Annotated in this window: 12 protein-coding genes and 1 tRNA gene; 9 read left to right on the forward strand and 4 right to left on the reverse strand. The window is 67.9% G+C overall.

The window, feature by feature from the left end; genetic code table 11:
• Window position 1: 1 nt before the first annotated feature.
• The gene (locus OQ968_RS00950) at window positions 2–1,375 is read right to left on the reverse strand and encodes a rolling circle replication-associated protein (RefSeq protein ID WP_224097131.1); all 1,374 of its coding nucleotides are present in this window, start codon (window positions 1,373–1,375) and stop codon (window positions 2–4) included.
• A 302-nt stretch (window positions 1,376–1,677) separates the two neighbouring features.
• Here OQ968_RS00950 and OQ968_RS00955 point away from each other — a divergent pair.
• From OQ968_RS00955 to OQ968_RS00975, 5 genes are all read left to right on the forward strand, one after another.
• Window positions 1,678–1,745: transfer RNA gene (locus OQ968_RS00955), tRNA-Phe, on the forward strand.
• Window positions 1,746–2,002: 257 nt separating this feature from the next.
• A complete protein-coding gene (locus OQ968_RS00960; RefSeq protein ID WP_324673759.1) occupies window positions 2,003–2,260 on the forward strand; it encodes a ribbon-helix-helix domain-containing protein in 258 nt (85 codons plus the stop codon).
• Window positions 2,247–2,678, forward strand: a complete 432-nt coding sequence (locus OQ968_RS00965) for a type II toxin-antitoxin system VapC family toxin (protein WP_324673760.1) — start codon at window positions 2,247–2,249, stop codon at window positions 2,676–2,678. Before OQ968_RS00960 ends, OQ968_RS00965 begins: the two co-directional genes overlap by 14 nt.
• 279 nt (window positions 2,679–2,957) lie before the next feature.
• Complete coding sequence (locus OQ968_RS00970) at window positions 2,958–3,629, forward strand: M15 family metallopeptidase (RefSeq protein WP_420715817.1); 672 nt, start codon at window positions 2,958–2,960, stop codon at window positions 3,627–3,629.
• Window positions 3,630–3,656: 27 nt separating this feature from the next.
• On the forward strand, window positions 3,657–4,469 hold the full coding sequence (locus OQ968_RS00975) for a class I SAM-dependent methyltransferase (protein ID WP_324673763.1): 813 nt from the start codon (window positions 3,657–3,659) through the stop codon (window positions 4,467–4,469).
• 2 nt (window positions 4,470–4,471) lie between these two features.
• On the opposite strand, the gene OQ968_RS00980 is transcribed toward OQ968_RS00975, so the two are convergent.
• The gene (locus OQ968_RS00980) at window positions 4,472–6,010 is read right to left on the reverse strand and encodes an amidase (RefSeq protein WP_324673765.1); all 1,539 of its coding nucleotides are present in this window, start codon (window positions 6,008–6,010) and stop codon (window positions 4,472–4,474) included.
• A 150-nt stretch (window positions 6,011–6,160) separates the two neighbouring features.
• Between OQ968_RS00980 and OQ968_RS00985 the strand changes: the two genes are divergently transcribed.
• The 4 genes from OQ968_RS00985 to OQ968_RS01000 are packed head-to-tail and all read left to right on the forward strand — an operon-like array spanning window position 6,161 to window position 10,142.
• Window positions 6,161–7,738 carry a methylmalonyl-CoA mutase family protein gene (locus tag OQ968_RS00985; protein WP_324673767.1) on the forward strand — a complete coding sequence of 526 codons (1,578 nt, stop codon included), beginning with the start codon at window positions 6,161–6,163 and terminating at the stop codon, window positions 7,736–7,738.
• Window positions 7,739–8,170: a cobalamin-dependent protein gene (locus OQ968_RS00990; protein WP_324673768.1), complete on the forward strand. Its 432-nt coding sequence runs from the start codon at window positions 7,739–7,741 to the stop codon at window positions 8,168–8,170.
• Window positions 8,155–9,111 (forward strand): LLM class F420-dependent oxidoreductase, encoded by a 957-nt coding sequence (locus OQ968_RS00995; RefSeq protein ID WP_324673770.1) that lies wholly within the window; start codon window positions 8,155–8,157, stop codon window positions 9,109–9,111. The genes OQ968_RS00990 and OQ968_RS00995 overlap by 16 nt, the downstream gene beginning before the upstream one ends.
• Complete coding sequence (locus OQ968_RS01000) at window positions 9,108–10,142, forward strand: CaiB/BaiF CoA transferase family protein (RefSeq protein ID WP_420715803.1); 1,035 nt, start codon at window positions 9,108–9,110, stop codon at window positions 10,140–10,142. The genes OQ968_RS00995 and OQ968_RS01000 overlap by 4 nt, the downstream gene beginning before the upstream one ends.
• Window positions 10,143–10,262: 120 nt before the next feature.
• Here OQ968_RS01000 and OQ968_RS01005 read toward each other — a convergent pair whose 3' ends face one another.
• Both OQ968_RS01005 and OQ968_RS01010 read right to left on the reverse strand, forming a co-directional pair.
• Window positions 10,263–10,577 (reverse strand): hypothetical protein, encoded by a 315-nt coding sequence (locus tag OQ968_RS01005; RefSeq protein ID WP_324673772.1) that lies wholly within the window; start codon window positions 10,575–10,577, stop codon window positions 10,263–10,265.
• A gap of 20 nt (window positions 10,578–10,597) precedes the next feature.
• Window positions 10,598–10,933, reverse strand: a complete 336-nt coding sequence (locus OQ968_RS01010) for a 2Fe-2S iron-sulfur cluster-binding protein (protein WP_324674988.1) — start codon at window positions 10,931–10,933, stop codon at window positions 10,598–10,600.
• Window positions 10,934–10,946 lie beyond the last annotated feature (13 nt).

Raw genomic sequence — 10,946 nt, forward strand, 5'->3', positions numbered from 1 at the left:
ATCACTTACGGCCCGCGAGTTGTTCGTCGCGCACCGCCTTCGCCCGATCCGCCGATAACGCTGCCGCGAGCTGGGATGCGAACGCTGGTCCGTCGTTCACAAGGGCGTAGCCACCCGCGAAGCCGCCTTGGCGGCAGAGAAGTCGCCTCCGACAGACGTTGCGGTGGCGTACTTTGCCAGTCTTGGAGTTTGTTCGTTGAACTGCGACGCGGGTCATTCGCGGAACGAGTGCGGTGGGGAAGCAGTGGGTGCAATCGCTATGAATGGCCTGTGAGCGAGACCACCGACGGATGATCCTTCGGGCCGTCAGGTATGCGTCCTGGGCGATCTCAACGACTGCGGTTGCTCGTTCCAACCCGTGGACCCCCCAAAAGCGACCCGGTCCGCGGCCCGGCCGCCGCCAGGCCTCCGGAACGATGTGCTGGTATTCCTTGTCGCCCAATCTATTCGGTGATGAGTGCTTCGTGAAGTAGATCGCCAAGCGTTTGGGGTCGCAAGCACGCAATCCGTTGAGGCTGTCGATAGCCGTACCGGCGCGCAAGTGGCGTGTGCGTTGTTCAGGGTCGGGATGGGCGACGACTTCCGCCCATTCCTGCGACAACCATTCGCTGAACCTACGGCCTGATCGACCGACGGTATACGGGGGAGCCATCCATAGGTGAATGTGTGGTGCGCCGCGGCGTTGAAATTCCATCTTCCAGATGTAGCGCGCTGGTTCACCCCATTCGCGCTGAAATCGTTTGCGCCACAGCATCATATGTCGCTTTACGCTGGCTCCATCGGGTGCGACCGATTCCCAGTCGCCGGGGTAGGTCAGCGTGACCATCGCGGGTACCCGTCCGCTTTCCACCATCGGCGTGTAGTCCAGCTCGGCGAAGGTGCGGCACATCGCCGCACGCGACTTGCGGGACCATTCGGTGATCGCACGGCCCGACGGGTCAGGCACATCACGACCGGCCTTTATGCGGTCTACCTCGCCCGCTACGTCCTGCATGTGCTGGCCCACGGTCCGCTCAGATGCCTTCTCCGCGCGAACGGGATTGGTCCAGCCGAGACGGACGACGCCCGGGCCGATCGTGATCCGGAATCGCCCGCACTCAGGTTCGACATCCAGCCGGTCCCGTCCATGCGCCCATGGTTCGGCCGGTTCGAACAGCGCCGCTGCCGAGGCCACCATGTTGGGCCTCGGGAACCGCAGCCCCAAGGCATCCGAGGCCGACAGTTCCGCATCAACAATGCCGTCGACGGTGTCGCGGACACTTTTGGCGCATATAACAAGCCCGTTGGTCCCAGCCGGAACACGGTCTACGCCGCTCCCGCCGTCCGACCGACCGCTACCGCTCTCGCGCCCTGCGGCCTTGCCGGCCTCGGGCACTCGCGGTCTACCGGCGTCCGCCGCTCCGTCCGTGTTCCGGCTGGCCGTTCGGGTTGTGTCCGGCCGAAGGGTGAGTCGCTCCGCAATCGAGCTCGTTGAATGCGCGCTCGACCTCGTGATGCCGGGCATCGGGTACCTGCTCCCCGGGAGCCCCCAGCGCGCATCACTGAGTGACGGGCGATGAAGGGTCCCTTGTCGGGAGTGCTGTCACCGTGTCCGGTCTGTGTCCGATCGCCGGACGAGCAGCCTGCGTCAGACGCGCTCAGCGCGGCGTATTTGACGTATGGGAGTCATTAAACCGCAGGCCAGCGGCCGTTCCATCCACCTGAAAAGCGGAAGGTCGGCGGTTCGATCCCGCCCCTGGCCACCACGATCACGGACCTCCGCCGATTCCCTCGCGCGCCAGGCGGTCGCGCATCGACGCGTGCGGAAAACGCCGGCACCGAAGGGCTTGGGAACTACCTAGTCTCGTACGCCGTCCAACGGTTGTGCCCTGAGCGCATTCGGCCGCCGCGGAACCCCGCAGGACTACTACTTAATTACTTGCGCTGACCTTGCGTGCTCGGTTCAGGTGTTGATGCCTCCTCGACACATCTTAACATCAGGCACTGATGCTAAGATGCCAACATGAGGACGACGATCCGCATCGACGACGACCTGTACCGCGAGGTGAAGGCGAGGGCCGCCCGCTCGGGACGGACCGTGGCCGCCGTCCTCGAGGACGCAGTCCGACGCGGCCTCAACCCGGCGGACCGCGCGTCCGGGCGTAGGTACACGGTCCGGCCGACGGGAGCGGGAGGACTTCGCCCCGGCGTGGATCTCACCTCTAACGCTGCGATCGCGGAGGCGATGGACGAGGGCGTGCCGTTCGATGCTCTGCGTTGACGTGAATGTCCTCGTCTATGCGCACCGGGCGGACCTTCCTGAGCATGCGAAGTACCGGCCGTTACTGGAGCGGCTCGCCAACGAGGATGAACCGCTTGGCCTGCCCGACGCCGTCCTCAGCGGCTTCGCGCGAGTAATGACCGCCCGTCGGATTTTCAACAAGCCGACCAGCTCGCCGGAGGTATGGCAGGCCATCGACGCGCTGCTAACGGCCCCTGCCGCCGTACAGCTTCGCCCCGGCGAGCGCCATTGGCCGCTGTTTCGCCGGCTTGCGGGAGACATCGACGCGCGCGGCAACGACATCACCGACGCCTATCTCGCCGCCTATGCGCTTGAGAACAACGCGACCTGGATCAGTGCCGACCGCGGATTCGCCCGCTTCCAACGTCTCCGGTGGAGCCACCCACTCGATCTCTAGCAGTAGTGGACCGGGCCAGTGTAGCGGAATCGTGTACCTGCCGGCGCGCCGCGCGGCGCACGCAAAGCACTTGGGGCGCAGCGAAATCCAGCACTCCCTACCCCGCGGATGTCAGGCGTTCAGCGGACGGAGGCGGCAGTGGGCGCAATGCCAGGTCGCCGGGCGCTTTGCAGAAGCACTCAGCGGAAGTTTCGCAGTGATCGGTGTGGCTGATGCGATCCGGAAGTAGCCAACCGGGACAATGGTCGAATGTGTCGCTTGCGGCGGTTCAGTCTGTTCGTGTCCGCGGCGGGTCTGGTCGCGGTTTCGGGTGCCGCGGCCGCGCAGGCCGACCCCAACGTGCCGCCGGTCAGCGACGCGGCGCGTGCGGCCGGATTCGTCGACGTTCGGACCGTGGTTCCCGATGCCGTGATCGACCTGCGCTATGCGACCACGAACAACTTCACCCACACCCAGTTGTATCCGTCCGACGCCCGATGCCTCGTGCACCAATCCATGGCCTCGGGCCTCGCGACGGCCGCCACCGCGCTGCGCCCCCAGGGCCACCTGATGGTGTTCTGGGACTGTTACCGGCCCCACGACGTTCAGGTCAGGATGTTCAACGTGGTCCCCAACCCGGCCTGGGTCGCCCGTCCGGGCCCGTATGCGCACAGCCACGAGTCGGGGCGCTCGGTCGACGTGACCTTCACCAGCGTGCAACAGCAGTGCCCGCCCGAGCGGCAAGCCGACGGGTTGTGCCTGGCCGACATGGGCACCGACTTCGACGACTTCTCCCCGCGCGCAACGGCTTTCGCCACCCAGGGGGTAAGCGCCGACGCCCAGGCGAACCGGGCGCGGCTGCGGGACGCCATGAAGTATGGCGGTTTGACCCCGTACTCCGGGGAGTGGTGGCATTTCGACGGTCTCGGCGCCGGCGCCGACCGCCCGATCCTCAACGTCCCGGTCGACTAGCGATCACCGCCAGTAGGCTTCGACACCATGAGCGACGGGCGTCCGGCCACCTACACGCACGGGCATCACGAATCGGTGCTGCGCGGCCATCAGCGCCGCACGGCGGAGGACTCCGCGGCCTACCTGCTGCCCCACCTGATGCCGGGATCATCGGTGCTCGACATCGGCTGCGGGCCCGGGACGATCACCGCGGACCTCGCCGCCCGTGTCGCGCCCGGCCGCGTGATGGCCGTCGACCAATCCGCCGGCGTCCTCGACGTCGCGCGCGCCGAGGTCGAGCGGCGCGGCCTGTCCAACGTCTCGTTCGCCACCGCCGACATGCACAACCTCGACTTTGCCGACGACACATTCGATGTCGTTCACGCTCACCAGGTGCTGCAGCACGTCGCCGATCCGGTAGCCGCGCTGCGCGAGGCGCGCCGGGTGTGTCGCCCGGGCGGAACGGTGGCGGCCCGCGATGCCGACTACGCCGGATTCATCTGGTTTCCGCTGCTGCCGGAACTGGATCTTTGGCGCGACCTCTACGGGCGGGCTGCTCGCGCCAACGGCGGCGAACCGGATGCGGGCCGGCGGCTGTTGTCGTGGGCCCTCGAGGCGGGATTCGACGACGTCACGCCGACGGGCAGCCTATGGTGCTACGCGACGGCCGAGACCCGCGACTGGTGGGGCGGGATGTGGGCCGACCGGATCCTGCACTCCGACCTGGCGCGCGACCTGTTGCGGCTGGGCCTCGCGACTGCCGGGCAGCTCGACAAGATCTCGACGGCGTGGCGGGCCTGGGCGACGGCCCCGGACGGCTGGCTGGCGATCCCGCACGGCGAAATACTGTGCCGGGCATAGCCTTACGGGGTCGCGTTAGGTGCGAGGGGGAAACCCTCGCAGAGGGATTCGAACGCGTCGGCCATCCTCAGCACGGTCGCGTCGTCGAATCGCTTGCCCACGAGCATCATTCCGGCGGGTAGGCCGTCGACCAGGCCGGCGGGCACCGAGATCGCGGGGTGTCCCGTGATGTCGATGGGCGCGGTGTTGAACGCCTTGCCCAGGGCGCGATCGAGCAGCGCGACGTCCTGCGGGTTGCCCGTGGGCAGCGTGTCGGCCGTGCCGGGCACGGTGGGCATCGCCAGCACGTCGTATCGGTCGAGCGCCACATCGTAGGCGGCGCGCACCCGCGGCAGCAGATTGCGTGCCTTCGCATAGGACACGCCGGCAAGCGTTCTCAGGCCGTAGTGCCCGCAAAGCGCCGTCGCCTTGACCGTGTTGGCGCACTGATCGGCCGTCGCGATGCGTCGTTTTGCGAAGTGCGCCATGAGTTCCGGGTCGTAGAGGCCGTCCGCGCCGAGGCCGTACGCGTTGCCGTCCAGCATCTGGTAGGTGGTGCCGTCGGTGAAGATGACGGTGAAGACGTCGATGGCGTGGCGGTGCCAGGGCACGCTGATTTCGCCGACGGCGCAACCGATCTCGGTGAATCGCTGCGCGGCCGTCCGCACCAGGTCGTCCACCTCCGGCATCGAGCCGGGCTGCCCGAAGCCCTCGGTGACAATGCCCACCCGCAGCCCGGCCACGTCACCCGTCAGCGCGGCGCCGTAGTCCACCGTGGCCGCCTCCACGCCCTGGCGCGGGTCGTGGCCGTCGGGCCCGCCGAGCACCGTGAGCACAAGCGCGGCGTCGGCGACCGTGCGCGTCAGCGGACCGAGGTGATCGATGGTCCGCTCGATCGGGAACGCGCCCGTGTAGGGCACCAGCCCGTGGGTCGGCTTGTGCCCGACGACCCCGCACAGCGCCGCCGGGATCCGGATCGACCCGCCCTGGTCGCCGCCGAGGGCCAGGTCGACCGCGCCGGCGGCGACGAGCGCGGCGCTGCCACTGGACGACCCGCCGGTTTCCCGGGCGGTGTCCCACGGGTTGCGCACCGGGCCGGAGGCGGAGGTGAAGCTGGACCCCGAGGCGCACAGGTCCTCGCAGACGCTCTTGCCCGCGATGGTCGCCCCGGCGGCAAGCAGCCGCTCGACGACGGTCGCGTCGCGGCTGGGGACGAAACCCTCCACCGCGCGTGACCCGTTCATCATCGGGATGCCGGCGACCGCGATGTTGTCCTTGATCGCCACCGTCCTGCCCGCCAGCGGCCCGTCGGCGCCGGAGGCGATCTCGGCGGTGACGTACCAGGCGCCGAGGGGGTTGTCGGGGGGCTCCGGGAGCCGGTAGGTGCGTTCGGGGGCCCGCGGGCGCGCGAACTTGTCGTACAGCTCGTCGACGGCGTCGTAGGACCTCAGCATGTGGTCTACCACCGCCAGGTACTCCCGGCGAGCGCCCGCATCGAGGTGGAAGCCGAAGTGGTCGGCCGCGGCGTCGATGTCCGCCGCCGATGGCCGGGAAACCGTCATGTCGACCTCCGCGTCGTTTCGGCCCTCGCGCCCAGCAGCTTAGAGGGCACCCAGCAATCCTCGGCGACAACCCGCCGCACGTACGTCCATTTACCCAGGTCAGCACCGTGGTATTGGCATTCTCTTTTTTTGCAAGTACGTTATTCATCGATGGATAACGCGCCGCAGACCCCATCGGGCATCCCGCTGCGCCCCGTGTACGGGCCGGCGGATATAGGCGCGGAACCTCCACCGCCCGGAGAGTTTCCCTTCACGCGCGGCAACTTCGCGTCCGGGTACCGGGGTAAGTTGTGGACGTTCCGGCAGTACTCCGGCTTCGGCACCCCCGAGGAATCCAATCGGCGGTACCGATACCTCCTCGAACAAGGGGGCACGGGACTGTCGGTCGCGCTCGACCTGCCCACCCAGTGCGGCTACGACTCCGACGACCCCGAGTTCGGCGAGGAGGTCGGGCGGGTCGGTGTCGCCGTGGACTCGCTGGCCGACGCCGAGATCCTGTTCGACGGCATCCCGCTGGACAAGATCAGCACGAGCATGACGATCAACGGCACCGCGGCGATCCTGCTGGCGTTCTACGTCGCGGCGGCCGAGCGGAAAGGCATACCGCGGGCGAAGCTCACCGGGACCATCCAGAACGACATCCTCAAGGAGTACGCGTCGCGCGGGACCTGGATCTGGCCGCCGGAGCCGTCCCTGCGGCTGATCGCCGACACCATCGAGTTCTGCGCCGCCGAGGTCCCGAGGTTCAACGCCATCTCGGTCGCCGGGGCGCATTTCCGCGACGCCGGGGCCAACGCCGTTCAGGAGATGGCGTTCACCCTGGCCGACGGCGTCACCTATTGCGACACCGTGGTGGAACGCGGCCGGATGACCATCGATCAGTTCGCGCCGCAGATCTCGTTCTTCTTCTATACCCACGGCGACTTCTTCGAAGAGATCGCCAAATATCGTGCGGGGCGGCGACGTTGGGCGACAATCGTGCGGGAACGCTACGGTGCGACGACGGACAAGGCGTCGATGTTCCGCTTCGGCTGCGTGTGCGGCGGGGCATCGCTGTATGCGCCGCAGGCGCACAACAACGTGGTGCGCGTGGCCTACGAGGCGATGGCGGCGGTGCTCGGTGGCGTCCAGTCGATGTTCACCGCGGCCTGGGACGAGCCGTTCGCGTTGCCCACCGAGGAATCCACCACGCTGGCGCTGCGCACCCAGCAGATCCTGGCCTACGAAAGCGGCGTGGCCAGCGTCGCCGATCCGCTCGGCGGCTCCTACTTCGTCGAAGCCCTCACCGACTCCACCGAGGCCCGCATCATCGAGATCATGGACGACCTCGAGCGGCACGGCGGCATGGTCTCCGCGATCGAGGACGGCTACCTGCAGGGCCTGATCGCCGACGAAGCCTTCCGGATGCACCAGGACGTCGAGGCCGGCACCCGCCCCGTCGTCGGGGTCAACCGGTTCGTGACCGAAGAGCCGCACCACGATGTCGACACCTACGAGCTCGACGCCGAGGGGCGTGATCTGCAACTCAAGCGCCTCTCGAAGGTGAAGGCTGAAAGGGATTCGGCCGCAGTGAAGTCCAGCCTGGACGCGCTTTCGCGCGCCGCCGAGGGAACCGATAACCTGATGCACAAGCTGATCGACTGCGCCAACGCCTACTGCACCGTCGGTGAGATGGTTTCCGCGCTCAAAGCGGTGTGGGGCGAATTCCAGCAACCGGTGGTGTTTTAGATGGCCGTTCGGGTTCTGGTGGCCAAGCCCGGCCTCGACGGGCACGACAGGGGCGCCAAGATCGTCGCCCGCACCCTGCGCGACGCCGGCTTCGAGGTCATCTACACCGGTATCCGGCAGCGCATCGAAGACATCGCGTCGATCGCGGTCCAGGAAGACGTCGCCGTGGTGGGCTTGAGCATCCTGTCGGGTGCTCACCTGACGCTGACCACGCGCACCATCGAGGCGCTGCGCGCGGCCGACGCCGCCGACATCGCCGTCGTCGTCGGCGGAACCATCCCGCACGCCGACGTGCCCAAGCTGCTATCGGCCGGTGCCGCCGCGGTATTCCCCACCGGGACACCGCTCGACACGCTGGTGCGCGAGATCCGCGCGCTGACCGGCGATCCCGAACCAATGACAGAAACAGAGGAAACGTGCGCATCGGAGTGATGATCGGCGCCGAGCGCGGCGATATGGCTCGCAAGGTGCACAAGCTGGCCTCCGATATCGAATGGGCCGAATCCGCGGGTCTGGACACCGCGTGGATGCCGCAGGTGCCCGACGACTTCGACTGCCTGACCATGGTGTCGCTGATGGCCGCGCACAGCTCGCGTATCGAGCTCGGTACCGCGGTGGTGCCCCTGCAGGCCCAGCATCCGATCGCCCTTGCGCGCCAAGCGCTCTCGACGCATGCGGTGACCGGTGGACGGTTGGCGCTGGGCGTCGGGCCCTCGCACCACTGGATCGTCCGGGACATGCTCGGCCTGCCCTATGACAGGCCGGCCGCCTACACCCGCGACTACCTGCAGGTGCTCAACGCCGCCATCGCCGGCCCGGGAGCGGTTGACGTCGAGAACGATTCGTTCACGGTGCACAATCCGCTGGCGATCGGTGCCGACACCCCGATGCCGGTGCTGGTCGCCGCGCTGGGGCCGGTGATGCTGCAGCTTGCCGGTGAACTCGCCGACGGTACCGTGTTGTGGATGGCCGACGAGCGCGCGATCGGTGATCACATCGCGCCGAAGATCACCAAAGCCGCCGCGGATGCGGGGCGCCCCGCGCCGCGGATCGTCGCGGGTATCCCGGTATGCCTGTGTGCGCCTGCACAAGTCGACGAGGCCAAGGAGCGGGCCAACCGCATCCTGGGGGAGGCGGAGGTGTCGCCCAACTACCAGCGCCTGCTCGAACGCGGCGATGCCCGCGATGTCGGCGATCTATGTGCGGCCGGCGACGAGGGGGAGATCCTGGCCCGGATGCGACGATTCGCCGACGCCGGCGTGACCGATCTGTCGGTGCGGCTGCTGCCCATCGGCGACAACCGGGACGAGCTCGTCGCCTCCAAGCGTCGAACCCGTGAGATGATCGCCGCGCTCGCGACGGAGTTGCGGTGACGGGCGGCGGACCGCTGGCGGGGATACGGATCCTCGAGGTCGGCACCATGCTGGCCGGCCCGTACGCCACCATGCTGCTCGCCGATCTCGGCGCCGACGTCACCAAGATCGAGCCCCGCGGCGGCGAGATCTCCCGCGGCGTCGGCCCCAGCTACTTCGCCAGCCTGAACCGCAACAAGTCCAGCATCTGTCTGGACCTGAATTCGCAAAGCGGACAGCAACACCTGGGCGACCTGGTGTCGCAATCCCACGCGCTGCTGGTGAACCTGAAACCGTCGGCGATCCGCCGGCTGGGCCTCACCTATGACGCGTTGCGGCGGCACAACGAGCGGATCGTCTGCGTGGCGATCACCGGCTTCGGCCTGCACGGCGGCGACGACCCGGCGTTCGACTACGTGGTGCAGGCGGGCGTCGGCACCGCCGCGCTGACCGGCGACCCGGACGGCCCGCCGACGCTGCCGGGGTACTCGTCGGCCGACAACTCCACCGGAATGTGCGCGGCGTTGGGGCTTTTGGCCAAGATCATCTCCGGTACCGGCGGACAGGTGGATGTGTCGCTGCGCGACGTGATGCTGTCGCAGCTGAACTATCACGCCTCCGCCTACCTCAACGACGGTGTCGAGCCGCAGCGGCGGCCGCACGGCGCGCACTCGTATTACGTGCCGGCTCAGCTGTTTCCGACCGCCGACGGATACCTGGCGCTGTTCATCACGCACGACGGCTTCTGGAAGTCCTTTGCCGCCGAGGCGGGCATCGGCGGTTTCGAGACCATGGCGGAGCGGGTGGCCCGCCGCGACGAGGTGCTTGCCGTCGTCACGGCGATGCTGGCGACCGACAGCGCGGCCGGCTGGGAACGACGGCTGCGTCCGCTCGGCGTTCCCGCGGCGGCCGTAAGGACGCTGCCCGAGGCGTTGAAGGCGACACCGGAAGCGGTTGTGACGGCGGGCGATTTCCGTCTTGTCGGCAGTCCGATCAACGTCTCCGGCTATCAGCCCGAATACCGTCCGCCGCCGGAGCTGAGCGACGGCTGACCGTTCGACTGTGAACACCGGGCTTCGAGCGTGCATCCAGGGCGTCGAAATCGTCGAAAATGCCGCCGCCAGTTCACTTTCGAAGCCGTGAGCTCACGCTCGAAGCCACCAGCTCACACCCTAGCCGCGCTGCTCGGTTGTCACCTCGAGCAGTCGCGGGATCGGCGCCGGATCCAGCTGCAGGGCGTCGGACATGTGCAGCTGGCCGGCGTTGGCGATCATGTTGTCCAAGATGGCCTGCAGGTCGTCGCCCTCGAGCTCGTAGATGGCGACATACGGACCCTGCCCGTCGACCGGACGCAGCCGGCGCGCCGCGACGATTCCGTCGAGCGTCAGCAGCTCGGGTATGTGAACTTCGTCGTACCAGGTGTTGTACTCCTGCTCGCGATCGGGCGAACTGGGCACACTCTCCACGAGCATGATTCCCTTGGCCATCGTCGCCGCCTCTCCTGTGACTACTCGTAGCGCACCGTGATCGAATCCGAGTCGGGCACGCCCTGGCACGTCAGAATGTAGCCCTCGGCCACCTCGTCTTCGTCGAGGGCGTCGTTCACGCGCATGGTCACGTGGCCCTCCTCGAGCCTGGCCATGCAGGTGCCGCAGTTGCCGGCCTCGCAGCTGAACGGCGGCTCCAGGCCGGCCCGTCGCGCGGTTTCCAACAACGTCTCGCCGGGCACCAGCGGGACCGACACCTTCTTACGATCGAGGTGGATCGTCACCGTGCCGGCCTCGGCGCCGTTTACCGGATCTGTCACCCGTCGGGTCTCCTCGATGGTCCGGGTGACCGCCACCATGACCGCCCCC

Origin of the sequence: Mycobacterium sp. 663a-19, from assembly GCF_035616495.1 — a bacterium.
Taxonomy (GTDB): Bacteria; Actinomycetota; Actinomycetes; order Mycobacteriales; family Mycobacteriaceae; genus Mycobacterium.

Coding starts and splice junctions, on each gene's coding strand:
- OQ968_RS00960 (WP_324673759.1), top strand. CDS start 2,003: ATGAGGACGACGATCCGCATCGACGACGACCTGTACCGCGAGGTGAAG.
- OQ968_RS00965 (WP_324673760.1), top strand. CDS start 2,247: ATGCTCTGCGTTGACGTGAATGTCCTCGTCTATGCGCACCGGGCGGAC.
- OQ968_RS00975 (WP_324673763.1), top strand. CDS start 3,657: ATGAGCGACGGGCGTCCGGCCACCTACACGCACGGGCATCACGAATCG.
- OQ968_RS00980 (WP_324673765.1), bottom strand. CDS start 6,010: ATGACGGTTTCCCGGCCATCGGCGGCGGACATCGACGCCGCGGCCGAC.
- OQ968_RS00985 (WP_324673767.1), top strand. CDS start 6,161: ATGGATAACGCGCCGCAGACCCCATCGGGCATCCCGCTGCGCCCCGTG.
- OQ968_RS00990 (WP_324673768.1), top strand. CDS start 7,739: ATGGCCGTTCGGGTTCTGGTGGCCAAGCCCGGCCTCGACGGGCACGAC.
- OQ968_RS01005 (WP_324673772.1), bottom strand. CDS start 10,577: ATGGCCAAGGGAATCATGCTCGTGGAGAGTGTGCCCAGTTCGCCCGAT.